This window comes from Cochlodiniinecator piscidefendens (genome assembly GCF_011326755.1).
GTDB lineage: Bacteria > Pseudomonadota > Alphaproteobacteria > Rhodobacterales > Rhodobacteraceae > Cochlodiniinecator > Cochlodiniinecator piscidefendens.
Genome location: NZ_JAAOIE010000007.1, coordinates 106,428 through 128,559, shown reverse-complemented (window position 1 = coordinate 128,559; position 22,132 = coordinate 106,428). Strand labels below are relative to the sequence as shown.

Here is a 22,132-nt window from a genome sequence, read left to right as displayed (position 1 = left end):
CGAAGGTGGCCGCACAGTCGGTTCTGGCGTTGTTTCCAAAATCGTAGAATAAGATCGTTCCCTTGGGCGGTAACGCCCAATACAACGACCTAAACAAAGGCCCGCTCATAAAAGCGGGCCTTTCGTTGTTTCAGAGCCACGTGAATTACTTTTGCCATTGATGCGCTTAGCGGAGCATCTGACGCTTGGCGTGCCAGATACTGGACTTTAATGAGCAACTCATCGCCTTTGCGGGTTTGGTATTGATTGTGACTGGGGCTGTGCTAGGCCAGCTGTGAGAGTTTAATGTTTTTGATTGTAGGAGCGATTTTTGCATGTTGAGTGAAAGCGGGCGAGAGGCACGGGCGAAATTATTAAAGGATATGAAGAGAACTAAGGGGGTTCGCTTTAATGCCTCTAAGCGAATGGAAAACTCCGAAAAAAAACTCAACACGCAATATAGCGTATGCATCAGCAGCAGTAATTGTGGTAACATTACTCCCAGAGTTTTTTCTGATGGCAGTCTTTCTGGAAAAGCTTGTTGTGTTGCTGGCGGTGGGATTAGCTATTTTTATCTTGGCGGCGTCTTTGTTGCATTCAGCCAACGCAGGGCAGGTCAAGGCGGAGCAGTTTCAACGATGTGCACTTGAGGTCAACTCTCTTAGGCGTGAATTACTCGCAGCCCCGGAAGGGGTAGATATTGCCGATTTTACAAATCGATATGATGCAATATTGAAAGTCTACAATGTCAATCACGATGCGGTAGATTACGACAACTATCGATTGGAGCATCCAGAAGAATTCAAAGATGTTGCAAAAGAAGACGTGGACGCTGCTCGAAAGAATGTAATTCACGTGGAAAAAGCTACTGAAATCACTACTCGAGTAATTTTAGCTACGACATTGGGTGTTTTGATTGCTGTGCTGTTTAGTGGCACTCTTGGCCAAAGAGTTCTTGAAGCAGTACAGAGGGTAATAGAATAAGCTCTTGCCACAACCCCTTTCCCGCTGTATTGGGCAGCAGTTCGCATTGCGAATAACCTACTGGTGGGATTCGCTCCCATCTTTTGGGTTCGAAGAGGGCAGGAGGAATGAGCCACCTGTCGTCCTATCAACTCTTTGCCTGAAAGGGCGAATGCTATGACAAGTCAAAACATTCGTATCCGTCTTAAGGCGTTTGATTATCGTGTGCTGGATGCGTCCACACAAGAGATCGTCAACACCGCCAAACGCACGGGTGCAAACGTTCGCGGCCCAATTCCGCTGCCGAACAAAATTGAGAAATTCACGGTTCTCCGTGGTCCTCACGTTGACAAAAAATCCCGCGATCAGTTCGAAATTCGCACGCACAAGCGTCTTCTCGACATCGTAGACCCAACACCACAGACCGTGGACGCGCTGATGAAGCTCGACCTGGCGGCTGGCGTTGACGTCCAGATCTCGGTCTAAGGGGGTATCTAAGATGCGCTCTGGTATCATTGCGAAAAAGGTTGGCATGACCCGCCTTTTTATGGAAGACGGCAAACAGATCCCTGTTACTGTTCTTCAACTCGACACATTGCAGGTTGTTGCACAACGTACATCTGAAACAGACGGTTATTCTGCTGTTCAGTTGGGCGCTGGTGCTGCTAAAGCGAAACGCACATCCAAAGCGATGCGTGGTCACTTTGCTGCTGCGAATGTTGCTCCTAAACGCAAAATCGCGGAATTCCGCGTTTCTGCAGACAACCTGATTGGTGTTGGCGAAGAAATCTCAGCTGAGCATTTCCTCGAAGGCCAAAAAGTTGATGTATCTGGTACATCAATCGGTAAAGGTTTTCAGGGTGCGATGAAGCGTCACAACTTCGGCGGTATGCGCGCAACACACGGTGTTTCTATCTCACACCGTGCGCACGGTTCCACCGGTCAATGTCAGGATCCTGGCCGCGTTTTCAAAGGTAAGAAAATGGCTGGTCACATGGGTGCTGCCAAAGTTACCACGCAAAACCTTGAAGTCGTTAAGACAGACGCTGATCGTGGCTTGATCATGATCAAAGGCGCTGTTCCAGGCTCCAAAGGTGGTTGGGTTACTGTCAAAGACGCTGTGAAAAAGAAATTGCCTGATGGCGTTCCTTTCCCAGCTGGTTTGAAAACTGCAGCTGCTGCGGCTCCGGCTGAAGCTCCTGAAGGGGGTGCTGAATAATGAAACTTGATGTAATCAAGCTTGACGGCGGCACAGCCGGTTCAGTGGATCTTGACGAAGCATTGTTTGGTCTTGAGCCACGTGCGGACATTCTTCACCGTGTGGTACGTTGGCAGCGCAACAATGCGCAGGCTGGCACTCACAAAGTGAAAACCCGCTCTGAGACTTCGTACTCCACGAAGAAGATCTATCGCCAAAAAGGTACCGGTGGCGCACGTCACGGCGACCGTAACGCACCGATCTTCCGTTCTGGTGGTATCTATAAAGGTCCAACACCTCGTAGCCACGGCCACGACTTGACAAAGAAATTCCGTAAACTCGGTCTGCGTCATGCTCTGTCCGCGAAAGCGACTGCCGGTGAACTCGTTGTTATCGACACTGCCGACTTGGCAGAGGTCAAAACATCTGTGTTGGCTAAGCAAGTAAAAGAGTTGGGCTGGAAACGCGCGCTCGTGATTGACGGTGCTGAAGTGAATGCAAACTTCGCTCAAGCAGCTAGCAACATCGAAGGTCTCGATGTTCTGCCGACAATGGGCGCTAACGTCTATGACATCCTGAAACGTGATACACTTGTCATCACCAAAGCAGGTGTCGAAGCTTTGGAGGCTCGTTTGAAATGAGTGCGAAAGCAGAACACTACGACGTAATCCGCAAGCCGATCATCACTGAGAAGGCAACTATGGCATCTGAAAACGGTGCGGTTGTTTTTGAAGTTGCGATCGACAGCAACAAACCGCAAATCAAAGAAGCTGTTGAAGCTCTCTTTGGGGTCAAGGTGAAGGCGGTTAACACTGCAATCACTAAAGGTAAGGCCAAGCGGTTCCGTGGCATGTTGGGCAAGCGTAAAGACGTCAAAAAAGCCTACGTAACCCTCGAAGAGGGCAACACCATCGACGTGTCCACCGGACTGTAAGTTTTTGGTTGTTTGAAAAATTGAAAGCCCTCGCTGAAAAGCGGGGGCTTTTTTTGTGTCCGAGTTTACACGAAGATGCCCTTGCCTAATCTGCGCACTATTCCGATGTTAAAGTTTTCTGCGCGACAGGGTGTAATGTTGCTGTTTAACATTAAGATTAACACCTGTGTCTCGGGTTGTTGGAAATCGCTTTCTTGATAGATTTGGCAGATATCTTTGAAGGAAGTTAAAAATTCAATTTGGTATTGGGAGGCGAACCCGGAGTTCAATCTATTTCGAACTGGGCGGCTATGTAGCTGGCATGCCGCTACCAATCTTTTTACTTTGTGCTTGCGTGGCTGTTTTTTCTTTAGGTCGAATTTTGGAGTTAAGCGGGAATAGTTAGAAATCACTTTATGAGGAACCTCCATCAGCAAGGTGAGAAAGTATTATATCGAACTTGGTGTTACTATAGGTCGGAATCAAGGTGCTTGCGCCGCCGGGCCAGCGCCCGTCCGCCCCGACGGGCGGGTGCTTTTTGGTTGGGTGGTGGAAAAGCTGGGTTAGTCTGCATGTGCTGTGGGATAAACTGCCATGACGATAGCCTAAGGGCACCGACCCACGGACGGGCGCTGGCCCTTTGCCAATTCCCCTATTTTTCTGTGCTCCCTATAGACACCCCCCGCCTTCTCTGATACTTCGCGCAAGTCTAAGTGGCCTCGGATTCGTTCCGGGGCTTCTGACATTTGAGATTTGGGACCTTCGGGGCCCTATATACCGGCCACCTTCGGGGGGCTAAACTCCACGGGGCTACGGCCTCGTAAGCAAAACGGAAGACAGAAAGCATGGCACTAAAGTCGTATAAGCCGACGACGCCAGGCCAGCGTGGGCTGGTTCTGATCGACCGTTCGGAGCTTTGGAAAGGACGTCCAGTCAAAGCACTCGTTGAGGGTTTGACTAAAAATGGCGGCCGGAACAATACCGGACGGATCACGATGCGCCGCAAGGGTGGTGGGGCAAAGCGCCTTTACCGTATCGTGGACTTCAAGCGTCGGAAATTTGATGTAGCAGCAACCGTTGAACGGATCGAGTATGACCCGAACCGGACTGCATTCATCGCATTGATCAAATACACAGACGGTGAGCAAGCGTATATTCTTGCACCACAGCGTTTGGCTATTGGTGATCAAGTAATCGCATCTGCGAAAGCTGATATTAAACCAGGTAACGCAATGCCGTTCTCTGGTATGCCAATCGGTACTATCGTTCACAACATCGAACTTAAGCCAGGCAAAGGCGGTCAAATCGCTCGTGCTGCTGGGACTTATGCACAGTTTGTTGGTCGTGACGGTGGCTACGCTCAGATCCGCCTCTCTTCAGGCGAATTGCGTTTGGTCCGTCAGGAATGCATGGCCACCATCGGTGCTGTGTCAAACCCTGACAACTCTAACCAAAACTTCGGTAAAGCTGGTCGTAACCGCCACAAAGGTATTCGCCCATCTGTACGTGGTGTTGTTATGAACCCGGTCGATCACCCTCACGGTGGTGGTGAAGGTCGTACATCCGGTGGTCGTCACCCAGTTACTCCTTGGGGTAAACCGACCAAAGGCGCACGTACCCGTAATAAGAACAAAGCGTCTAGCAAGCTGATCATTCGCTCGCGTCACGCTAAGAAGAAGGGTCGCTAATATGGGACGTTCTGTATGGAAAGGCCCTTTTGTTGACGCGTATGTCCTCAAGAAGGCTGAAGTAGCTCGTGAATCGGGCCGCAGTGATGTCATCAAGATCTGGTCACGTCGTTCTACCATTCTGCCACAGTTTGTTGGTCTGACTTTTGGCGTTTACAACGGCAAAAAGCATGTTCCAGTAAACGTGACTGAAGATATGATCGGTCAGAAATTTGGTGAATATTCTCCAACCCGTACCTACTATGGTCACGGCGCGGATAAAAAAGCGAAGCGGAAGTAAGAGCCATGGGTAAAGATAAAAATCCCCGCCGCGTGGCCGACAACGAGGCAATGGCGAAAGCCCGCATGCTTCGTACAAGCCCGCAGAAACTGAACCTCGTTGCTGCATTGATCCGCGGTAAGAAAGTTGAAAAGGCTTTGACCGATTTGACCTTCTCCAACAAGCGTATCGCTGCTGACGTGAAGAAATGCCTTCAGTCCGCAATTGCTAACGCCGAGAACAACCACAACCTGGATGTCGATGATCTCATCGTTGCCGAAGCTTATGTCGGCAAAAACCTAACCATGAAACGTGGTCGCCCACGTGCGCGTGGTCGGTTCGGTAAGATTGTAAAACCATTCTCCGAACTCACCATCCTGGTTCGTCAAGTCGAGGAGCAAGCGTAATGGGTAATAAAGTTAATCCAATCGGCATGCGTCTTCAGGTCAACCGTACCTGGGACAGCCGTTGGTACGCCGACACCAAAGATTTCGGTGATCTTCTTCTGGAAGACCTGAAAATCCGCGACTTCATCAAATCTGATTGTAAGCAAGCCGGCATCAGCCGTGTGATCATCGAGCGTCCGCACAAAAAGTGCCGCGTAACAGTTCACACTGCACGTCCTGGCGTCATCATCGGCAAGAAAGGTGCAGACATTGAAACTCTGCGCAAAAAACTTGCTGCTCTGACTGACAGCGAGCTGCACCTGAACATCGTAGAAGTCCGCAAGCCGGAGCTCGACGCTGCATTGGTTGCAGAAAGCATTGCACAGCAGCTTGAGCGCCGTGTTTCTTTCCGTCGCGCTATGAAGCGTGCGGTTCAGAACGCAATGCGTATGGGTGCCCTCGGTATCCGTGTTAACGTTGCTGGTCGTCTTGGTGGTGCTGAGATCGCGCGTACAGAATGGTATCGTGAAGGTCGTGTACCTTTGCACACCCTTCGTGCCGACATCGACTACGCACACGCTGAAGGTATGACTGCTTATGGCATCATCGGCATCAAGGTCTTCATCTTTAAAGGTGAGATCATGGAGCATGACCCAAGCGCGCGCGAACGTCGTCAACAGGAACTCCAAGAAGGCCCTGCACCACGTGGTGCTGGCGGCCGTCGTTAAGGAGGGCATGATAGATGCTTCAACCAAAGCGTACTAAATTCCGCAAACAGCACAAAGGCCGTATTCACGGTCTTGCTAAAGGCGGTTCTGATCTGAACTTCGGTTCTTTCGGTCTGAAGGCAACCACACCTGAGCGTGTGACTTCCCGTCAAATCGAAGCGGCCCGTCGTGCAATGACCCGTCACATGAAACGTCAGGGTCGTGTATGGATCCGCATCTTCCCAGATGTACCTGTAACCGCAAAACCTGTCGAAGTTCGTATGGGTAAAGGTAAAGGTTCTGTCGATCGTTGGGTGGCTAAGGTTAAACCTGGTCGCGTAATGTTTGAAATCGACGGCGTTTCCGAAGTCGTTGCGCGCGAAGCGTTGCGTCTTGCTGCGATGAAGTTGCCGGTGAAAACCCGCATCGTCGAGCGCGAAGATTGGTAAATCTATCCTTTCATTAGGGTGAAATAGGCCCCCACCGAGTAATCGGTGGGGGCTTTCTTTATTGTTGGGTGGCTGCTTTTTCTAAGTAGCAAATACACCTTGTTCACCCTTTTATTATTGGGTGAAACTTTCCCTTGCTCCTATGCCTTACCTCCCCTATACAACGCCATCTCGTGGATTCCGCGAGTAGACGGGATTCGTCCCACTAGAATTTATCCACCAGGTCAGAAGTGACCCTGTAGCAATATGGCAGGGGCTTTCTGGTGTTTATGAGAGGAAGAGGCTATGAACGCCCAAGACTTGAGAGACAAGACGCCTGATCAGCTCAAAGAAGAGCTGGCGAGCCTGAAAAAAGAATCGTTTAACCTGCGGTTCCAACAGGCAACAGGTCAACTTGAAAGCACTGCACGCATGAAGCAAGCCCGCCGGGAAGCTGCACGCGTAAAAACAATTTTGAACGAAAAAGCTGCTGCTGCAGCGGCTGAATAAGGGGAGCCTTGAGTTATGCCTAAACGTATTCTGCAAGGTACCGTGACATCCGACGCCAACGCACAAACTGTAACAGTTAGTGTTGAACGTCGCTTTACACACCCTGTTCTTAAGAAAACCATTCGTCGGTCTAAGAAATATCGGGCCCACGATGCTGAGAACGCTTTCAAAAAAGGTGATTCAGTCCGTATTCAGGAATGTGCACCTCATTCGAAAACGAAACGCTGGGAAGTTCTGTCTGCATAAGCAGATAGGGTTTTTCGGTATTATCGAAACCCTGGGGAATGAGCCCCAAAGGTCGGGAGAAACCATATGATCCAGATGCAAACAAATCTGGATGTTGCTGATAACTCTGGCGCACGCCGAGTTCAGTGCATCAAGGTCCTGGGTGGTTCCAAGCGTAGATACGCAAGCGTTGGCGATATTATTGTCGTCTCCGTAAAGGAAGCAATCCCACGTGGCCGTGTTAAGAAAGGTGACGTCCGTAAGGCCGTTGTCGTTCGCACAGCTAAACAAGTTCGTCGTGAAGACGGCACAGCAATTAAGTTCGACAGCAATGCTGCTGTGATCTTGAACAACAGCAATGAGCCTGTAGGTACACGTATCTTTGGCCCAGTTGTTCGTGAATTGCGTGCCAAAAACTTCATGAAGATCATCTCACTCGCGCCGGAGGTGCTGTAAGATGGCTGCTAAGCTTAAAAAAGGCGATAAAGTTGTCGTTCTCGCTGGCAAAGATAAAGGTAAAGAGGGTGAAATTTCCTCTGTTGATCCTAAGTCTGGCAAAGCGATCATTGACGGCGTAAACGTCGCAGTTCGTCACACGCGTCAGTCTCAGACTGATCAAGGTGGCCGCGTTCCTACTGCAATGCCGGTTCAACTTTCGAACCTCGCACTGCTCGACGGCAATGGCAAAGCAACACGTGTTGGCTTCCGCATGGAAGACGGCAACAAAGTACGCTTCGCTAAATCAACTGGGGAGACTGTATAATGCTTGATTCTGCAAACTACACCCCGCGCCTAAAAGCTCTTTATGCTGACAGCATTCGCGCTGCCATGAAAGAAGAGTTCGGTTATAAGAACGACATGATGATCCCTCGCTTGGATAAAATCGTTCTGAATATCGGTGTTGGCGATGCTGTTAAAGACACCAAAAAAGTGAAAGCTGCTCAGGAAGATCTGACTGCAATCGCTGGTCAATTGGCTGTTGTTACGAAAGCAAAGAAATCCATCGCTGGTTTCCGCGTTCGTGAAGAAATGCCACTTGGTACCAAGGTGACTTTGCGTGGCGACCGCATGTATGAATTCCTAGACCGTTTGACCACTATCGCGATGCCTCGCATCCGCGATTTCCGTGGTATTTCTGGGAAATCTTTCGACGGCCGTGGCAACTACGCTATGGGTCTAAAAGAGCACATCGTCTTCCCTGAGATCGACTTCGACAAAGTTGTTGACGTTCTGGGTATGGACATCGTGATCGCAACCACCGCGAAAACTGACGCGGAAGCAAAGAGCCTGTTGAAAGCTTTCAACATGCCTTTCAACAGCTGATCGCGGGAAGGATAGACACATGGCTAAAAAAGCAATGATCGAACGCGAGAAGAAGCGGGCAAAATTGGTAGCGAAATACGCAACCAAGCGCGCTGCTCTCAAAGAGATCGCGAATGACGAAAGCAAGCCAATGGAAGAGCGTTTCAAAGCGCGTCTTACACTTGCTGAACTTCCTCGCAACTCTTCTGCGACACGTCTTCACAACCGTTGTCAGCTCACCGGACGTCCTCACGCTTACTACCGTAAGCTTAAGGTATCTCGGATCGCGCTGCGGGAACTTGGCTCTACTGGCCAAATCCCCGGTATGGTTAAATCTAGCTGGTAAGGGAGAGACGATATGAATGATCCTATCGGCGATATGCTCACCCGTATCCGTAATGCCCAGATGCGTGGCAAGTCCACCGTTTCAACACCAGCGTCAAAACTGCGTGCTTGGGTTCTGGATGTACTGGCTGGCGAAGGCTACATCCGCGGTTACGAAGCAACAACTGGTAAAGATGGCCACCCGGCAATCGAAATCAGCTTGAAATATTTCGACGGCACCCCTGTTATTCGTGAGCTGAAGCGTGTTTCTACGCCCGGTCGTCGCGTATACATGGGCGTCAAAGACATCCCATCTGTCCGTCAGGGCTTGGGCGTGTCGATTGTCTCCACACCTAAGGGTGTAATGTCTGATGCTGCTGCACGGTCTGCCAATGTTGGCGGCGAAGTGCTCTGCACAGTCTTCTAAGGAGGTCTGGATGTCTCGTATTGGTAAAAAACCGGTCGGACTGCCAGCAGGTGTTTCTGCATCTGTGTCGGGCCAGACCATCGAAGTTAAAGGCCCTAAGGGGACCCGTAACTTCACCGCAACTGACGATGTAACAATGTCAGTAGAAGACAACGTAGTTTCGATCAAACCTCGCGGTATGTCGAAGCGTGCACGTCAGCAATGGGGTATGTCCCGCACCCGCGTCGCGAATCTCGTGACCGGCGTGACCGAAGGCTTCAAAAAAGAGCTGGAGATCCAGGGTGTTGGTTACCGGGCAACAATGCAGGGCACGACCCTGAAATTGAACCTCGGTCTTTCTCATGACGTCGATTATGTTGCTCCAGCAGGCATTACAGTGACTGCACCGAAGCAAACAGAAATCGTTGTTGAAGGCATTGACGAACAAGTCGTTGGTCAAGTGGCAGCAGAAATTCGCGCATGGCGTAAACCAGAGCCCTATAAAGGCAAAGGTATTCGCTACAAAGGTGAATTTGTCTTCCGCAAAGAAGGCAAGAAGAAGTAAAGGACCCAGGTAATGGCAAACAGCAAAAGAACCCTGTTTCTGAAGCGCCGCCTGCGCGTTCGGAACAAATTGCGGAAAGTGAACGCAGGTCGCGTTCGTCTTTCTATTCACCGCTCGAACAAAAACATCAGCGCACAGCTGATCGACGACGTTCAAGGCAAAACACTCGCGTCTGCGTCCACTTTGGAATCAGCATTGGGTGTTGTTGGCAAAAACAATGTCGAAGCGGCAACCAAAGTAGGCGCAGCAATTGCTGAGCGTGCGAAGGCGGCTGGTGTTGAAGACTGCTACTTTGATCGTGGCGGCTTCCTCTTTCACGGTAAAGTTAAAGCTTTGGCTGATGCTGCCCGTGAAGGTGGTCTGAAGTTCTAAGGAGACGATAGAATGGCAAGAGATAACAATCGGGGTAACCGTCGCGAGCGCGATGAAGCACCCGAATTCGCCGATCGTCTAGTCGCGATCAACCGCGTTTCAAAAACCGTAAAAGGTGGTAAGCGCTTTGGCTTTGCAGCACTTGTTGTAGTTGGCGACCAAAAAGGTCGTGTTGGCTTCGGCAAAGGTAAAGCGAAAGAAGTACCTGAAGCGATCCGTAAGGCAACAGAGCAAGCCAAACGTCAGATGGTACGTGTACCTCTGCGTGAAGGCCGCACTTTGCACCACGACATCGAGGGCCGTCACGGCGCTGGTAAAGTTGTTATGCGTACTGCACCGCAAGGTACCGGTATCATCGCAGGTGGTCCAATGCGTGCTGTGTTCGAAATGCTCGGTGTGCAAGACGTTGTTGCGAAATCTATTGGTTCGCAAAACCCTTACAACATGATCCGTGCAACACTCGATGGTCTTACCAAAGAAGGTAGCCCTCGTTCAGTTGCTCAGCGTCGTGGCAAAAAGGTTGCTGATATCCTGAAAAAGGATGATGCACCGGCTGCCGAAGCTGCGGAGGCTTAAGGAGTAGATCATGGCGAAAACAATCGTTGTAAAACAAATCGGTTCACCGATCCGTCGTCCGGCCAAACAACGCCAGACATTGATCGGCCTTGGCCTTAACAAAATGCACAAAACTCGCGAATTAGAAGATACACCTTCTGTTCGCGGTATGGTTCGCAAGATCCCGCATATGGTTGAGATCATCGAAGAAAAAGGCTAAGCAAGCGCTTAGTTGAACTTTAAAATGCCCCGGTGTCCGCATCGGGGCATTTTGTTTTGAAGCTGGCAATTTTAGGGCTAAGGGCTTGAACCGGTACGTCATCCCGTTTATACGCGCCCAGTGGCCTTTTAGGCTGCAGAATCATTTGTAAGCAAAGCCGTGGTTGACCTCTTCGCTCGTAGGTCACATCCGGCATAAGGAGAGCGACATGAAACTACATGAATTGCACGACAACGCAGGCGCAACTAAATCACGCAAGCGTATTGGCCGTGGTCCTGGTTCCGGCACCGGTAAAATGGGTGGCCGTGGTATCAAAGGTCAAAAATCACGTTCAGGTGTATCTATCGGTGGTTATGAGGGCGGCCAAATGCCATTGTACCAACGTTTGCCTAAGCGCGGCTTCAACAAGCCAAACCGCAAAGCATACGCTGTTATCAACCTCGGTTTGATCCAGAAATTCATCGACGACAAAAAGATCGACGCATCTGCAGCGATCACCGAAGACGCGCTTATCGCGTCCGGTCTGGTTCGTCGTAAACTCGACGGTATCCGCGTTCTTGCAAAAGGTGAATTCACCGCAAAAGCAAGCATCGAAGTAACCGGCGCATCTAAGTCCGCTATTGACGCTGTAGAGAAAGCCGGCGGCTCTCTTACAGTAACAAAGGCGGCAGCAGCTGAATAAGCCCTTGTGAGCGGCGCTTAGGCCGCTTACATAAATACAAGTTTTCCTTTCGCGCCGCCATTCGGGAAACCGTCTGGCGGCGCTTTTATGACAGAGAGGCCCATACATGGCATCTGCGGCAGAGCAAATGGCGAATAATATGAGCTGGGGCGCCTTGGGTAAGGCAACCGAGCTTAGACAACGCATTCTATTCACAATCGGTTTGTTGATTGTGTACCGGTTAGGTACGTACATCCCGGTTCCAGGCATTGATACCGTGGCGCTGCAAAGCTTCATGGAGCAGGCCGCAAGCGGTATCGGCGGTATCTTGTCGATGTTCACCGGCGGTGCTTTGGCGCGGATGGGATTGTTTGCGCTTGGCATCATGCCGTACATCTCTGCATCGATTATCATTCAGCTTTTGACTTCTATGGTTCCAGCGCTGGAACAATTGAAGAAAGAGGGTGAGCAGGGCCGCAAAAAGATCGCCCAATATACACGCTACGGCACAGTTTTCTTGGCGGTGTTTCAGGCTTACGGTCTGGCGGTTAGCTTGCAGGCTGGTGATCTTGTTGCGAATCCGGGTTCTCTGTTTATTGCGACAACGGTTATCACGTTGGTTGGCGGCACGATGTTCCTCATGTGGCTGGGTGAACAGATCACCGCGCGGGGCATTGGTAACGGTATTTCCTTGATCATTTTCGTCGGCATTATTGCTGAGGTTCCCGCAGCAATCGCACAGTTCCTGAGCCAAGGTCGCTCTGGTGCGATTTCACCTGTGGTTATCGTGGGTGTGATTGTGATGATGATTGCCGTGATTGCGTTCGTTGTGTTCATGGAGCGCGCGCTGCGTAAGATCCACATTCAATATCCACGTCGCCAAGTTGGCATGAAGGTTTATGACGGCGGCACAAGCCATTTGCCTGTTAAGGTAAACCCAGCCGGTGTTATCCCCGCGATTTTCGCCAGCTCTTTGTTGTTGTTGCCAACCACACTCGCGACGTTCTCTGGGTCACAAACTGGGCCGATCATGTCGACGATCCTCGCGTACTTCGGCCCGGGTCAGCCGCTGTATCTGTTGTTCTTCACAGCGATGATCGTGTTTTTTGCGTTTTTCTACACCTTCAACGTGGCGTTCAAAACAGATGAAGTTGCTGACAACCTGAAGAATCAGAATGGTTTTGTACCCGGAATTCGCCCAGGTAAGAAAACAGCCGAGTTTTTGGACTATGTTGTGACCCGTTTGTTGGTCATTGGTTCCGCTTACCTTGCGGCAGTTTGTCTCTTGCCAGAGATTTTACGTTCCCAACTTAACATTCCTTTCTATTTTGGTGGTACATCCGTATTGATCGTTGTTTCGGTCACCATGGACACCATTCAACAGGTTCAGTCACATTTGCTGGCACACCAGTATGAAGGTCTGATTGAGAAATCTCAGCTGCGTGGTAAAAAACGCGGTAAGAAAGGGACAGCTAGAAAATGAACATTATCCTTCTCGGCCCACCGGGCGCAGGCAAAGGAACCCAGGCCCGGAAACTCGTCGATGAAAGAGGGATGATCCAACTTTCGACTGGCGACATGTTGCGTGAAGCAAAAACATCAGGCACAGAAATGGGCCTGAAGGTTGCTGCGATCATGGACGCTGGTGAGCTTGTCACAGATGAAATCGTTATCGGTTTGATCGAAGAAAAGCTTCAGGGTGACAATGGTGGCGGATTCATCTTTGATGGCTTTCCGCGGACGTTGGCTCAGGCAGATGCGCTTGGTGATTTGTTAAAACGCAACGGCCAAACGCTGGATTGCGTCGTTGAGATGCAGGTTGATGACAATGCGCTCGTTGGTCGGATCACAGGGCGCTATACCTGCGGTTCATGCGGCGAAGGCTATCACGATGTTACTAAGGTGCCTGCCGTCGAAGGCAAGTGCGATAATTGTGGCGAAAGCAACATGCAGCGCCGTGCTGACGACAACGAAGATAGCCTGCGTACGCGCCTGATGGAGTATTATAAAAAGACCTCTCCGCTGATCGGTTACTACTATGCAAAAGACGACCTGAAGAGCGTTGATGGCCTTGCTGCGATCGACGATGTTGCGGGATCCATCACGGCTGCATTGAATGGTGGCGACATCATTGGAAACGGCTAATTTTTTCGCGCTCTTGACTGCGCGCGAAAAAACTCCTAATTGACAGCCTTCCCCCCGGGGAATCGATGTAGAATCATACGACGGTTTGACAATACTTCGAAATTGAATTCAGCAGTGGCCCGCAGGTATGACGCCTCCGGGCCTCCGTTGTGAAAAAAGGTTCCGGAACTACGGAATCGCAACGCAAAGGAATAAGACACTTGGCACGTATCGCCGGCGTTAACCTCCCGACCCATAAACGGGTCCCGATCGCCCTGACTTATATCACTGGTATTGGCCACACTTCTGCAGAAGCTATCTGCGAAGCTGTTGGCATCGACCGTACACGTCGCATCAACGAACTTTCTGACTCAGAAGTTCTAGCTGTTCGTGAACACATCGACGCAACTTACACCGTTGAAGGTGACTTGCGCCGTGAAGTTCAAATGAACATCAAACGCTTGATGGACCTCGGTTGCTACCGTGGCCTTCGCCATCGCCGTAATCTGCCCGTTCGCGGTCAGCGTACCCACACCAACGCTCGTACTCGCAAAGGTCCTGCAAAGGCCATCGCTGGTAAGAAGAAGTAAGGGAGGGTTTGATTAATGGCACGTGATAAAACTCGTACAAAGAAAAAAGAACGTAAAAACATCGCTTCTGGCGTTGCACACGTGAATTCTTCTTTCAATAACACAAAAATCTTGATCTCCGATGTTCAAGGCAATGCGATCGCATGGTCGTCTGCTGGTACAATGGGTTTCAAAGGCTCTCGTAAATCAACACCTTATGCAGCTCAGATGGCTGCAGAAGATGCTGGTAAGAAAGCACAAGAGCACGGCGTAAAAACACTTGAAGTAGAAGTTCAGGGTCCAGGTTCTGGCCGTGAATCTGCTTTGCGCGCTTTGGCTGCAGCTGGCTTTAACATCACATCTATCCGTGACGTTACACCAATCGCACACAACGGCTGCCGCCCACCTAAGCGTCGTCGCGTATAAAAAACTATTCTTGCTCGGGCTGTGTTTGCGCACGGCCCGAGTTTGTCATTTTAACCTCGGGCGTTTGCGGCAACTGGACATGGCTGTGAACAAGTATGGAGGCGACAAGCATGATCCACAATAATTGGCAAGAGCTGATCAAACCAGCGCAACTTGAGGTGAAGCCGGGCAATGATCCGACTCGTCAGGCGACTGTTATTGCTGAACCACTTGAGCGTGGCTTCGGTCTAACACTCGGCAACGCGCTACGTCGCGTTTTGATGAGCTCACTACAAGGTGCGGCAATCACCAGCGTTCAAATCGACAACGTGCTGCACGAGTTTTCCTCTGTGTCTGGCGTTCGCGAAGATGTGACAGACATCGTTTTGAACCTTAAAGGTGTTGCTTTGCGCATGGAAGTTGAGGGCCCGAAGCGTCTTTCAATTTCTGCTAAGGGTCCATCTGTTGTGACTGCAGGGGATATTTCAGATTCTTCTGGTATTGAAGTTTTGAACAAAGATCACGTGATCTGCCACCTTGACGATGGCGCTGACTTGTTCATGGAAATCACAGTAGCGACTGGCAAAGGTTATGTTTCTGCTGAGAAAAACAAACCAGAAGATGCGCCAATCGGTTTGATCCCAATCGACGCAATCTATTCACCAGTTGCTAAAGTGTCTTATGACGTTCAGCCAACACGTGAAGGTCAGGTTCTTGATTACGATAAGCTAACTTTGAAAATCGAAACTGACGGTTCCATCACCCCTGATGACGCTGTTGCTTTCGCTGCTCGCATTCTCCAAGATCAACTGTCGATCTTTGTGAACTTCGACGAGCCAGAAGCCGCCGGTCGCCAAGAAGAAGACGATGGTCTCGAGTTCAACCCACTTCTGTTGAAGAAAGTGGATGAGCTTGAGCTTTCAGTACGTTCTGCAAATTGCCTGAAAAACGATAACATCGTTTACATTGGTGACTTGATCCAGAAGACAGAAGCTGAAATGCTGCGTACCCCTAACTTTGGCCGTAAATCTTTGAACGAGATCAAAGAAGTACTGTCTGGCATGGGCTTGCATCTGGGTATGGACGTTGAAGAATGGCCACCAGAGAACATCGACGATCTGGCTAAGAAATTCGAAGACCAGTTCTAAGGTTGACAGTTTCGGGGGCCGCCTTTAAACGGCCCCCAAATGCCCGCACAGGCGGGGAATATCGGGCAATCGCCCCAAGGAGAGTGGCCTACACGCATGGGTCGCCAGACAAAGCAAAACGTTGAATTTTAGGAGATAGACTATGCGTCACTCAAGAGGTTACCGCCGCCTAAACCGTACACACGAACACCGCAAAGCGTTGTTCTCAAATATGGCTGGCTCGCTCATTGAGCACGAACAGATCAAAACAACTTTGCCGAAAGCTAAAGAGCTTAAGCGCGTGATTGAGAAACTCATCACCCTTGGCAAACGTGGTGATTTGCACGCACGCCGTCAGGCTGCTGCACAATTGAAAGAAGACAAAGACGTTGCGAAACTTTTCGAAGTTTTGGGTCCGCGCTACAAAGAACGCCAGGGTGGCTACGTTCGTGTTCTCAAAGCTGGCTTCCGTTACGGTGACATGGCGCCTATGGCGATCATCGAATTTGTTGAACGCGACGTAGACGCAAAAGGCGCAGCTGATAAGGCGCGTTTGGCTGCTGAAGTTGCAGCTGACGAATAAATAATTCGATTAGAATGCAAAAAACCCCGCTTTTTAGCGGGGTTTTTTTGTGAGCGAGGCAAATTAGTTCTTGTCGCTGTGCCCGCGATTCTGCTTTTTAGTAAGAGAGGATTCGATATCCTCGATGAGTCTGTTTAACTGGGCATTTCCGACGGGCGTCGCTCCGAGAAACTCGAGCAAATCCATACGTTTACCCTGGGGCAGCGTCATCAGTTTCGTAAAGAGGTCTGGATCTATCGCTTTCATGCTTTCAACACCTATATGATTCAGTGGTGCATACAATTTAAGGTTGACGACAGAATGATCAACTTGTCTAAAAAGACATGACCAATAAGGCAGGCGTAGATATTTTGCTCCAAAAGCTCGGTGTTCTTGCACCATATGGGTATTTTTTGGGGCTACATATTCGTTATGCAGCACCGCTGCTGCAGTTTTCGACATACAGTCAGGAATGGCTCGACCATTACACAGAGCGTGCTTTCGCACTTCGAGATCCTACAATTGCATGGGGTTTCAGTACAGAGGGTACGTGTAGGTGGTCTGAATTCACGATCCCTGATCCATTTGGTTTGTTTACCGAGGCTTCATCCTTTGGGCTTAATTTTGGCCTATCCGTGTCCTGTGGACCGGTTAGCTCCCGTACAATCGCGAGCTTTGCTAGGGAAGAACGTGAATTTGAAGATTGCGAGATTGAAGAAATCTCGCTTCTAGTTCGTCGGCTCCACGATATTACGGAGCCGCCGGAGAGTCTGACAAAGGCTCAGATCGAGGCTCTGCGCTGCATTGCAGAAGGTGACCGATACGCGGCCGCAGCAGATAAACTCGGTATTTCAGAAAGCGCATTGAAAGCTCGTTTGAACGGGGCCCGGCAAAAACTGCTCGCTCGGACCACCGCAGAGGCCATTCAGCGCGCGAAGGATTATCGATTGCTGTAGCTAAGGATCGGCGCCGTTTGCCGCCGGGGCTTTAGGTTTCAACCAAGCTGGAGACTGCCATGCAAACGACCACACTATCTTTCGAAAATATGCACAACCATGGGGAGTTGTTCGCAAACCTTTTTCGCGCAAGAAAGCAATCTTTTATCGTCCAAAAAAACTGGGATTTACCTGAAGCTCTGGATATGGAGTATGATCAATATGATACCCCTGCCAGTCGCTGGGTTGCCATTCATAACCTTGGGGAGGTTTATGCAGGCATACGTTTAACACCAACAAATGCGCGTTGTGGAATATATTCTTATATGATCCGGGATGCTCAACGTGGGTTGCTGGGAACAATCCCTCAAGATTTGCTCTATGAAAAGGCACCAGTAGACGAACATACATGGGAATGTACCCGTGTATTTGTCTCACACGCTACACCAGAACGTATTAGACGGCGCGTACACGCCTATATGGTGGGTGCGATGACCAAAGCGGCCCGGGAGGAGGGTGCTACCCGCCTGATCGCGCTGACGGCAGCAAATTGGCCGCGTTGGTTCGGTCGCTGTGGGTTGGATGCCAGTGCTATGGGCCGTGAAATGTATATTGGTGATGGAGATTATCAATGCGTTTCAATTGATCTGTCCGCAAAGCTCCACTAAGCGCGATGGGCAATTGCCCATTTTGCTTTTCACTCACGGGCCGAACGCATAGAGTCGCGACATGACTGATTTATTTCAATCCTCGTCGGATCGCGACTTACCCGAAAAGGGTAATGAAACAGGACCAAGGCCGTTGGCGGATCGCTTGCGGCCTAAGTCCCTGGCTGAGGTAATCGGGCAACAACAAGTATTGGGGCCTGAGGCTCCGCTTGGGGTTATGCTGTCTTCGAATAGTTTGTCGTCGTTGGTATTTTGGGGCCCTCCAGGTGTTGGGAAGACAACGATCGCCCGATTGTTGGCCGACGAAACTGATCTTAAATTTATTCAGATCAGCGCGATTTTTACGGGTGTGCCTGAGCTGCGAAAGGTTTTTGAAGCGGCAAAGATACGGCGCGCAAATGGGCAGGGTACTTTGCTATTCGTTGATGAGATCCATCGCTTTAACAAAGCCCAACAAGACGGTTTTTTGCCCCATATGGAAGATGGGACCATTTTGTTGGTTGGCGCTACAACCGAAAACCCATCTTTTGAGTTAAACGCTGCTGTGCTTTCGCGTGCGCAGGTTTTGGTGCTTGAGCGTCTGTCGTTGGGCGACATGGAGCTTCTTGCGCAGCGCGCAGAGAAAGAACTGAACCGCAGTTTACCTTTAGATGGCCATGCGCGCGAGGCGTTGCTTGAAATGGCAGACGGTGACGGGCGCGCGTTGTTGAATTTGATTGAACAAGTCGCGGCATGGAAAGTTGATAAAAAACTTGATGCCGAAGCTCTTTCAACACGGCTTATGCGACGGGCGACAAAATACGATAAATCGGGTGAAGAACACTATAACCTGATTTCCGCACTTCATAAGTCGGTGCGAGGGTCCGATCCAGACGCGGCGCTGTATTGGTTCGCGCGGATGCTAACAGGTGGAGAAGATCCTAGGTTTTTAGCACGACGTATAACGCGAATGGCCGTTGAAGATATCGGGCTTGCTGATCCGCAGGCCCAAGCGGTCTGTTTGCAATCGTGGGAAACCTATGAACGCTTGGGTAGTCCTGAAGGTGAACTCGCGTTGGCGCAGGCCGTCACGTATTTGGCGTTGGCCCCGAAATCCAATGGGGCTTATGTCGGGTATAAGGCAGCTATGCGGGCAGCACGCGAAACAGGATCGGAGCCACCGCCAAAGCATATTCGGAATGCACCAACTAAGCTGATGGAAGAGCAGGGGTATGGCAAAGGATATGCTTATGACCATGATGCCGAAGATGGATTTTCCGGGCAGAACTATTTTCCTGACGGTATGAAACGTGGCGTGTATTACCATCCGGTAGAGCGTGGATTTGAACGAGAGCTGAAACGGCGGCTCGATTACTTTGTTAAATTGCGCTCTAAGCGGCAGGGCGGTTGACTCTTGTCCAACAACACGAAAAAAGCGCGGGTCGGCGCGCAAAGGTGCGTTAGCTGAGAAAATCGGAAGGAATATCGCTATGAGTGGCGTTCAAAACGTAACACTTGATGCAGACGCGGCAGATCAACGGCTTGACCGGTGGTTTCGGCGAACCTTCCCCCACATCAGTCAGGGACGCATTGAAAAAATGTGCCGCAAAGGTGAAATTCGTCTGGACGGCACGCGCGTTAAGCCTTCGACCCGTTTGGGCTCAGGCCAAGTGATGCGGATTCCACCTTTGCCTGATGCAAGCGAATTTAAAGATCAGCCAAAGCCAACGCAGCATTCTCGCGTTAGTGAGGCGGATACAAAGCTGATCCAATCCTGTGTGATTTATCGAGATGATCATATTATTGCGCTAAACAAACCACCGGGCCTACCAACACAAGGCGGTAGTAAACAGTTGCGTCACGTCGATGGTATGGCAGATGCGCTTAGGTTTGGGTTTGAAGAAAAACCGCGCCTTGTGCATCGTTTGGATAAAGACACATCTGGTGTTTTGATCTTGGCACGTACACGGGCAATCGCCAGTGCGTTGACTTCAGCGTTCCGCTCGCGTGAGACACGTAAAATTTACTGGGCTGCTGTTGGCGGGGTTCCTCATCCAAAAGTGGGAACAGTACGCTATGGCGTGGTAAAATCCCCCGGTCACGGAATTAATGGCGAAGCAGAAAAGATGCATTGCATTCATCCACGTGATGTAGACAGTACCCCTGGTGCAAAACGCGCAACAACAGACTATGCGGTTCTTTCAAATTTAGGCCAGCGGACGGCTTGGACGGCGCTTATCCCAATCACTGGCCGGACCCACCAATTGCGGGTGCACATGGCTGAATTGGGCCACCCCATTATTGGTGATGGAAAATACGGCGGCTCTGGTCAGGAAAACATGGGTGACGGTTGGGGTGCACAGCTCGGTGGAGAAATTAGCCGTAAGTTGCATTTGCATGCACGTTCTATCAGTATCCCGCACCCTATTACGGGCCGTATGTTGAAGATCACCGCGCCAATGCCTGAGCATATGGAGCGGACCTGGGAAACGGTTGGTTGGCATGAAACGGACGTGCCAGAGGATCCATTTGAGGACATGATGTGACGCAGCCTCTTCGGTTGGTTGTTTTTGATGTGGATGGCACACTTGTTGATAGTCAAACGCATATAATGGAAGCAACGCGGGTTGCGTTTATTGCAACTGGGATAGACGTGCCTCGGCAATCGGATGTGCTGGCTTGCGTAGGTCTGTCGCTGCCGAAAATGATGGAGAGACTTGCGCCGCAGTTAAATGCGCAAACTCATTTAGCGTTGGAAAATGGATACAAACAAGCTTTTGTTGCCATGCGTGAAGCAGGCGATGCCAAAGCCCAGTCTCCGTTATTTGACAATGCTCGTGAAATTATAAATCAGCTGTCGGTCATACCCGATGTTTTGTTGGGGGTGGCAACTGGTAAATCCCGGCGTGGATTGGATCATATGTTGGCGGAGAATGGCTTTGGGGATGTGTTTATCACGCAGCAGGTGTCAGATCATCATCCATCAAAGCCTCATCCATCAATGTTGCTGAGTGCGTTGTCGGAAACTGGGGTTGATCCCGAAAATGCGATTATGGTTGGCGATACATCCTTTGATATCGAAATGGGAATCAAAGCGGGTTTTCAGACGGTTGGGGTTTCTTGGGGATACCACACTAGAGATCAGTTAAAACATGCAGGGGCAAATCAGATTCTTGATCACTTTGATGAACTGCCTACGATGCTAAACACTTTATGGGGAGGGCCCTATGTCTGATTGGAAGCAAAAGCGATTTTGGACAGATGTTACGGTTTCTAAAATTGACGAAGGCTATACGATTTTGTTGGATGGCCGGCGGATTAAAACTCCGGCAAAAACAGCATTTTATGTCCCAAGCGAACGCTTAGCCGAAGAGATTGCCAAAGAATGGGATGCGCAGACGGATGTCGTGAACCCTAATACGATGCCCTTTACCCGCGCGGCCAACTCAGCGATTGATAAAGTTACGCCGCAGCACTCCGAAGTTGCAGATATGCTCGCGGATTACGGCGGAACGGATTTGCTCTGCTATCGTGCAGATAGTCCTGAAGAGCTCATTCAGCGGCAGGCAGAAGCCTGGGATCCTCTTTTGGCTTGGTCTGCTGAAGCGTTAGAGGCACCCCTGATACAGATTTCTGGTGTCATGTTCGCGTCACAACCAAAAGCGAGTCTGGAGAGCCTGAAGCGTCGGGTGCATGAGCTGGATTCTTTTATGTTGGCGGGGTTTCATGACCTTGTCGCAATATCCGGTTCGCTCGTAATTGGTTTTGCTGCGCTGAATGGTCACATGGGGATCGAAAATCTTTGGGAAGTGAGTCGCCTCGACGAATCATGGCAGGCGGAACAATGGGGTGAAGACGAAGAAGCGACCCAGCAAGCTCTCCTTAAGCGCGAAGCATTCATTCAGGCCGCAAAGTATTGTGCGTTGCTCTGAGTGGGCAAAAGTCAAACGCTTGGCTAATAAATCAAGGAGGGAACGGAGTTTCTGGCGCCCGTTACGTGGTTGACCTTGGGGAAACATGTTGGCGGATTGGCATAGCGCCCTTGACCTTTATGGGCTAATTTGTCCAAACTCTGTTCACCTAGAAGGAAAACCTTCAGATA

At 50.3% G+C, this 22,132-nt stretch carries 35 protein-coding genes; 34 read left to right on the top strand and 1 reads right to left on the bottom strand.

Annotation, left to right across the window (positions count from 1 at the left end):
• The first annotated feature begins 390 nt into the window (after positions 1 to 390).
• The 28 genes from G9C99_RS15900 to rplQ all read left to right on the top strand — a co-directional run bounded on the left by G9C99_RS15900 (position 391) and on the right by rplQ (position 16,469).
• A complete protein-coding gene (locus tag G9C99_RS15900; RefSeq protein WP_166418509.1) occupies positions 391 to 963 on the top strand; it encodes an SLATT domain-containing protein in 573 nt (190 codons plus the stop codon).
• 156 nt (positions 964 to 1,119) lie between these two features.
• Positions 1,120 to 1,428 carry a 30S ribosomal protein S10 gene (gene rpsJ / locus G9C99_RS15895; protein WP_091428130.1) on the top strand — a complete coding sequence of 103 codons (309 nt, stop codon included), beginning with the start codon at positions 1,120 to 1,122 and terminating at the stop codon, positions 1,426 to 1,428.
• Between the two features lie 13 nt (positions 1,429 to 1,441).
• Complete coding sequence (gene rplC / locus G9C99_RS15890) at positions 1,442 to 2,161, top strand: 50S ribosomal protein L3 (protein ID WP_166418508.1); 720 nt, start codon at positions 1,442 to 1,444, stop codon at positions 2,159 to 2,161.
• Complete coding sequence (gene rplD, locus G9C99_RS15885) at positions 2,161 to 2,781, top strand: 50S ribosomal protein L4 (protein WP_166418507.1); 621 nt, start codon at positions 2,161 to 2,163, stop codon at positions 2,779 to 2,781. Before rplC ends, rplD begins: the two co-directional genes overlap by 1 nt.
• Entirely contained in the window at positions 2,778 to 3,074 is a 297-nt protein-coding gene (locus G9C99_RS15880; protein ID WP_166418506.1) for a 50S ribosomal protein L23, read from the top strand. The genes rplD and G9C99_RS15880 overlap by 4 nt, the downstream gene beginning before the upstream one ends.
• Before the next feature lie 824 nt (positions 3,075 to 3,898).
• Positions 3,899 to 4,741, top strand: coding sequence for a 50S ribosomal protein L2 (gene rplB, locus G9C99_RS15875; protein ID WP_166418505.1), 843 nt, complete (start codon positions 3,899 to 3,901; stop codon positions 4,739 to 4,741).
• 1 nt (position 4,742) lies between these two features.
• Positions 4,743 to 5,021: a 30S ribosomal protein S19 gene (rpsS, locus tag G9C99_RS15870; protein WP_166418504.1), complete on the top strand. Its 279-nt coding sequence runs from the start codon at positions 4,743 to 4,745 to the stop codon at positions 5,019 to 5,021.
• Between the two features lie 5 nt (positions 5,022 to 5,026).
• Positions 5,027 to 5,407 carry a 50S ribosomal protein L22 gene (gene rplV, locus G9C99_RS15865; protein WP_166418503.1) on the top strand — a complete coding sequence of 127 codons (381 nt, stop codon included), beginning with the start codon at positions 5,027 to 5,029 and terminating at the stop codon, positions 5,405 to 5,407.
• Positions 5,407 to 6,114: a 30S ribosomal protein S3 gene (rpsC, locus tag G9C99_RS15860; RefSeq protein ID WP_166418502.1), complete on the top strand. Its 708-nt coding sequence runs from the start codon at positions 5,407 to 5,409 to the stop codon at positions 6,112 to 6,114. The genes rplV and rpsC overlap by 1 nt, the downstream gene beginning before the upstream one ends.
• Before the next feature lie 14 nt (positions 6,115 to 6,128).
• On the top strand, positions 6,129 to 6,542 hold the full coding sequence (gene rplP / locus G9C99_RS15855) for a 50S ribosomal protein L16 (protein ID WP_166418501.1): 414 nt from the start codon (positions 6,129 to 6,131) through the stop codon (positions 6,540 to 6,542).
• 285 nt (positions 6,543 to 6,827) lie between these two features.
• Positions 6,828 to 7,031 carry a 50S ribosomal protein L29 gene (gene rpmC / locus G9C99_RS15850; RefSeq protein WP_166418500.1) on the top strand — a complete coding sequence of 68 codons (204 nt, stop codon included), beginning with the start codon at positions 6,828 to 6,830 and terminating at the stop codon, positions 7,029 to 7,031.
• Positions 7,032 to 7,046: 15 nt separating this feature from the next.
• On the top strand, positions 7,047 to 7,277 hold the full coding sequence (gene rpsQ / locus G9C99_RS15845; protein ID WP_166418499.1) for a 30S ribosomal protein S17: 231 nt from the start codon (positions 7,047 to 7,049) through the stop codon (positions 7,275 to 7,277).
• A gap of 66 nt (positions 7,278 to 7,343) precedes the next feature.
• On the top strand, positions 7,344 to 7,712 hold the full coding sequence (gene rplN, locus G9C99_RS15840; protein WP_039018819.1) for a 50S ribosomal protein L14: 369 nt from the start codon (positions 7,344 to 7,346) through the stop codon (positions 7,710 to 7,712).
• Between the two features lies 1 nt (position 7,713).
• Positions 7,714 to 8,019 carry a 50S ribosomal protein L24 gene (gene rplX / locus G9C99_RS15835; protein ID WP_166418498.1) on the top strand — a complete coding sequence of 102 codons (306 nt, stop codon included), beginning with the start codon at positions 7,714 to 7,716 and terminating at the stop codon, positions 8,017 to 8,019.
• Positions 8,019 to 8,579 carry a 50S ribosomal protein L5 gene (gene rplE, locus G9C99_RS15830; protein ID WP_166418497.1) on the top strand — a complete coding sequence of 187 codons (561 nt, stop codon included), beginning with the start codon at positions 8,019 to 8,021 and terminating at the stop codon, positions 8,577 to 8,579. The genes rplX and rplE overlap by 1 nt, the downstream gene beginning before the upstream one ends.
• A gap of 19 nt (positions 8,580 to 8,598) precedes the next feature.
• The gene (gene rpsN, locus G9C99_RS15825; protein ID WP_166418496.1) at positions 8,599 to 8,904 is read left to right on the top strand and encodes a 30S ribosomal protein S14; all 306 of its coding nucleotides are present in this window, start codon (positions 8,599 to 8,601) and stop codon (positions 8,902 to 8,904) included.
• Positions 8,905 to 8,916: 12 nt separating this feature from the next.
• Entirely contained in the window at positions 8,917 to 9,309 is a 393-nt protein-coding gene (rpsH, locus tag G9C99_RS15820) for a 30S ribosomal protein S8 (RefSeq protein ID WP_166418495.1), read from the top strand.
• A gap of 10 nt (positions 9,310 to 9,319) precedes the next feature.
• Positions 9,320 to 9,853 (top strand): 50S ribosomal protein L6, encoded by a 534-nt coding sequence (gene rplF / locus G9C99_RS15815; RefSeq protein ID WP_166418494.1) that lies wholly within the window; start codon positions 9,320 to 9,322, stop codon positions 9,851 to 9,853.
• Positions 9,854 to 9,865: 12 nt separating this feature from the next.
• Positions 9,866 to 10,225 carry a 50S ribosomal protein L18 gene (rplR, locus tag G9C99_RS15810; RefSeq protein ID WP_166418493.1) on the top strand — a complete coding sequence of 120 codons (360 nt, stop codon included), beginning with the start codon at positions 9,866 to 9,868 and terminating at the stop codon, positions 10,223 to 10,225.
• 12 nt (positions 10,226 to 10,237) lie between these two features.
• The gene (gene rpsE, locus G9C99_RS15805; RefSeq protein ID WP_166418492.1) at positions 10,238 to 10,801 is read left to right on the top strand and encodes a 30S ribosomal protein S5; all 564 of its coding nucleotides are present in this window, start codon (positions 10,238 to 10,240) and stop codon (positions 10,799 to 10,801) included.
• Positions 10,802 to 10,811: 10 nt separating this feature from the next.
• Positions 10,812 to 11,000 carry a 50S ribosomal protein L30 gene (rpmD, locus tag G9C99_RS15800; RefSeq protein ID WP_166418491.1) on the top strand — a complete coding sequence of 63 codons (189 nt, stop codon included), beginning with the start codon at positions 10,812 to 10,814 and terminating at the stop codon, positions 10,998 to 11,000.
• Positions 11,001 to 11,208: 208 nt separating this feature from the next.
• On the top strand, positions 11,209 to 11,682 hold the full coding sequence (gene rplO, locus G9C99_RS15795) for a 50S ribosomal protein L15 (protein ID WP_166418490.1): 474 nt from the start codon (positions 11,209 to 11,211) through the stop codon (positions 11,680 to 11,682).
• A 106-nt stretch (positions 11,683 to 11,788) separates the two neighbouring features.
• Positions 11,789 to 13,144, top strand: a complete 1,356-nt coding sequence (gene secY / locus G9C99_RS15790) for a preprotein translocase subunit SecY (protein WP_166418489.1) — start codon at positions 11,789 to 11,791, stop codon at positions 13,142 to 13,144.
• Positions 13,141 to 13,806 carry an adenylate kinase gene (locus G9C99_RS15785; protein ID WP_166418488.1) on the top strand — a complete coding sequence of 222 codons (666 nt, stop codon included), beginning with the start codon at positions 13,141 to 13,143 and terminating at the stop codon, positions 13,804 to 13,806. The genes secY and G9C99_RS15785 overlap by 4 nt, the downstream gene beginning before the upstream one ends.
• A 200-nt stretch (positions 13,807 to 14,006) precedes the next feature.
• A complete protein-coding gene (rpsM, locus tag G9C99_RS15780) occupies positions 14,007 to 14,375 on the top strand; it encodes a 30S ribosomal protein S13 (protein ID WP_166418487.1) in 369 nt (122 codons plus the stop codon).
• Positions 14,376 to 14,390: 15 nt separating this feature from the next.
• Positions 14,391 to 14,780: a 30S ribosomal protein S11 gene (gene rpsK, locus G9C99_RS15775; RefSeq protein ID WP_166418486.1), complete on the top strand. Its 390-nt coding sequence runs from the start codon at positions 14,391 to 14,393 to the stop codon at positions 14,778 to 14,780.
• 110 nt (positions 14,781 to 14,890) lie between these two features.
• Positions 14,891 to 15,907 (top strand): DNA-directed RNA polymerase subunit alpha, encoded by a 1,017-nt coding sequence (locus G9C99_RS15770; RefSeq protein ID WP_166418485.1) that lies wholly within the window; start codon positions 14,891 to 14,893, stop codon positions 15,905 to 15,907.
• Between the two features lie 142 nt (positions 15,908 to 16,049).
• A complete protein-coding gene (gene rplQ, locus G9C99_RS15765; RefSeq protein ID WP_166418484.1) occupies positions 16,050 to 16,469 on the top strand; it encodes a 50S ribosomal protein L17 in 420 nt (139 codons plus the stop codon).
• A 63-nt stretch (positions 16,470 to 16,532) separates the two neighbouring features.
• Here rplQ and G9C99_RS15760 read toward each other — a convergent pair whose 3' ends face one another.
• Positions 16,533 to 16,715: a hypothetical protein gene (locus G9C99_RS15760; RefSeq protein ID WP_166418483.1), complete on the bottom strand. Its 183-nt coding sequence runs from the start codon at positions 16,713 to 16,715 to the stop codon at positions 16,533 to 16,535.
• 77 nt (positions 16,716 to 16,792) lie between these two features.
• Here G9C99_RS15760 and G9C99_RS15755 point away from each other — a divergent pair, with 77 nt between their 5' ends.
• The 6 genes from G9C99_RS15755 to G9C99_RS15730 all read left to right on the top strand — a co-directional run bounded on the left by G9C99_RS15755 (position 16,793) and on the right by G9C99_RS15730 (position 21,962).
• Positions 16,793 to 17,404 carry a helix-turn-helix transcriptional regulator gene (locus tag G9C99_RS15755; protein ID WP_166418482.1) on the top strand — a complete coding sequence of 204 codons (612 nt, stop codon included), beginning with the start codon at positions 16,793 to 16,795 and terminating at the stop codon, positions 17,402 to 17,404.
• Between the two features lie 59 nt (positions 17,405 to 17,463).
• Positions 17,464 to 18,051, top strand: a complete 588-nt coding sequence (locus G9C99_RS15750; RefSeq protein ID WP_166418481.1) for an acyl-homoserine-lactone synthase — start codon at positions 17,464 to 17,466, stop codon at positions 18,049 to 18,051.
• 61 nt (positions 18,052 to 18,112) lie between these two features.
• Positions 18,113 to 19,441, top strand: a complete 1,329-nt coding sequence (locus tag G9C99_RS15745; RefSeq protein WP_166418480.1) for a replication-associated recombination protein A — start codon at positions 18,113 to 18,115, stop codon at positions 19,439 to 19,441.
• Between the two features lie 79 nt (positions 19,442 to 19,520).
• Positions 19,521 to 20,576: an RluA family pseudouridine synthase gene (locus G9C99_RS15740; RefSeq protein WP_166418479.1), complete on the top strand. Its 1,056-nt coding sequence runs from the start codon at positions 19,521 to 19,523 to the stop codon at positions 20,574 to 20,576.
• Entirely contained in the window at positions 20,573 to 21,265 is a 693-nt protein-coding gene (locus G9C99_RS15735; RefSeq protein ID WP_166418478.1) for an HAD-IA family hydrolase, read from the top strand. The genes G9C99_RS15740 and G9C99_RS15735 overlap by 4 nt, the downstream gene beginning before the upstream one ends.
• Positions 21,258 to 21,962: an ATP12 family chaperone protein gene (locus G9C99_RS15730; protein ID WP_166418477.1), complete on the top strand. Its 705-nt coding sequence runs from the start codon at positions 21,258 to 21,260 to the stop codon at positions 21,960 to 21,962. Before G9C99_RS15735 ends, G9C99_RS15730 begins: the two co-directional genes overlap by 8 nt.
• Positions 21,963 to 22,132 lie beyond the last annotated feature (170 nt).

Bases quoted from the DNA above. Each gene is read 5' to 3' on its own strand.
- rpsH (WP_166418495.1), top strand. From the start codon at position 8,917: ATGAATGATCCTATCGGCGATATGCTCACCCGTATCCGTAATGCCCAG.
- rplD (WP_166418507.1), top strand. From the start codon at position 2,161: ATGAAACTTGATGTAATCAAGCTTGACGGCGGCACAGCCGGTTCAGTG.
- G9C99_RS15755 (WP_166418482.1), top strand. From the start codon at position 16,793: ATGACCAATAAGGCAGGCGTAGATATTTTGCTCCAAAAGCTCGGTGTT.
- secY (WP_166418489.1), top strand. From the start codon at position 11,789: ATGGCATCTGCGGCAGAGCAAATGGCGAATAATATGAGCTGGGGCGCC.
- G9C99_RS15770 (WP_166418485.1), top strand. From the start codon at position 14,891: ATGATCCACAATAATTGGCAAGAGCTGATCAAACCAGCGCAACTTGAG.
- rpsC (WP_166418502.1), top strand. From the start codon at position 5,407: ATGGGTAATAAAGTTAATCCAATCGGCATGCGTCTTCAGGTCAACCGT.
- rplB (WP_166418505.1), top strand. From the start codon at position 3,899: ATGGCACTAAAGTCGTATAAGCCGACGACGCCAGGCCAGCGTGGGCTG.
- rplF (WP_166418494.1), top strand. From the start codon at position 9,320: ATGTCTCGTATTGGTAAAAAACCGGTCGGACTGCCAGCAGGTGTTTCT.
- rplX (WP_166418498.1), top strand. From the start codon at position 7,714: ATGGCTGCTAAGCTTAAAAAAGGCGATAAAGTTGTCGTTCTCGCTGGC.
- G9C99_RS15740 (WP_166418479.1), top strand. From the start codon at position 19,521: ATGAGTGGCGTTCAAAACGTAACACTTGATGCAGACGCGGCAGATCAA.
- rpmD (WP_166418491.1), top strand. From the start codon at position 10,812: ATGGCGAAAACAATCGTTGTAAAACAAATCGGTTCACCGATCCGTCGT.
- G9C99_RS15900 (WP_166418509.1), top strand. From the start codon at position 391: ATGCCTCTAAGCGAATGGAAAACTCCGAAAAAAAACTCAACACGCAAT.
- rpsS (WP_166418504.1), top strand. From the start codon at position 4,743: ATGGGACGTTCTGTATGGAAAGGCCCTTTTGTTGACGCGTATGTCCTC.
- G9C99_RS15760 (WP_166418483.1), bottom strand. From the start codon at position 16,715: ATGAAAGCGATAGATCCAGACCTCTTTACGAAACTGATGACGCTGCCC.
- rpsK (WP_166418486.1), top strand. From the start codon at position 14,391: ATGGCACGTGATAAAACTCGTACAAAGAAAAAAGAACGTAAAAACATC.
- rplC (WP_166418508.1), top strand. From the start codon at position 1,442: ATGCGCTCTGGTATCATTGCGAAAAAGGTTGGCATGACCCGCCTTTTT.
- G9C99_RS15880 (WP_166418506.1), top strand. From the start codon at position 2,778: ATGAGTGCGAAAGCAGAACACTACGACGTAATCCGCAAGCCGATCATC.
- rpmC (WP_166418500.1), top strand. From the start codon at position 6,828: ATGAACGCCCAAGACTTGAGAGACAAGACGCCTGATCAGCTCAAAGAA.
- G9C99_RS15785 (WP_166418488.1), top strand. From the start codon at position 13,141: ATGAACATTATCCTTCTCGGCCCACCGGGCGCAGGCAAAGGAACCCAG.
- rplR (WP_166418493.1), top strand. From the start codon at position 9,866: ATGGCAAACAGCAAAAGAACCCTGTTTCTGAAGCGCCGCCTGCGCGTT.
- rplV (WP_166418503.1), top strand. From the start codon at position 5,027: ATGGGTAAAGATAAAAATCCCCGCCGCGTGGCCGACAACGAGGCAATG.
- G9C99_RS15750 (WP_166418481.1), top strand. From the start codon at position 17,464: ATGCAAACGACCACACTATCTTTCGAAAATATGCACAACCATGGGGAG.
- rpsJ (WP_091428130.1), top strand. From the start codon at position 1,120: ATGACAAGTCAAAACATTCGTATCCGTCTTAAGGCGTTTGATTATCGT.
- rpsE (WP_166418492.1), top strand. From the start codon at position 10,238: ATGGCAAGAGATAACAATCGGGGTAACCGTCGCGAGCGCGATGAAGCA.
- G9C99_RS15730 (WP_166418477.1), top strand. From the start codon at position 21,258: ATGTCTGATTGGAAGCAAAAGCGATTTTGGACAGATGTTACGGTTTCT.
- rplQ (WP_166418484.1), top strand. From the start codon at position 16,050: ATGCGTCACTCAAGAGGTTACCGCCGCCTAAACCGTACACACGAACAC.
- rpsQ (WP_166418499.1), top strand. From the start codon at position 7,047: ATGCCTAAACGTATTCTGCAAGGTACCGTGACATCCGACGCCAACGCA.
- G9C99_RS15745 (WP_166418480.1), top strand. From the start codon at position 18,113: ATGACTGATTTATTTCAATCCTCGTCGGATCGCGACTTACCCGAAAAG.
- rplP (WP_166418501.1), top strand. From the start codon at position 6,129: ATGCTTCAACCAAAGCGTACTAAATTCCGCAAACAGCACAAAGGCCGT.
- rplN (WP_039018819.1), top strand. From the start codon at position 7,344: ATGATCCAGATGCAAACAAATCTGGATGTTGCTGATAACTCTGGCGCA.
- rplE (WP_166418497.1), top strand. From the start codon at position 8,019: ATGCTTGATTCTGCAAACTACACCCCGCGCCTAAAAGCTCTTTATGCT.
- rpsN (WP_166418496.1), top strand. From the start codon at position 8,599: ATGGCTAAAAAAGCAATGATCGAACGCGAGAAGAAGCGGGCAAAATTG.
- rplO (WP_166418490.1), top strand. From the start codon at position 11,209: ATGAAACTACATGAATTGCACGACAACGCAGGCGCAACTAAATCACGC.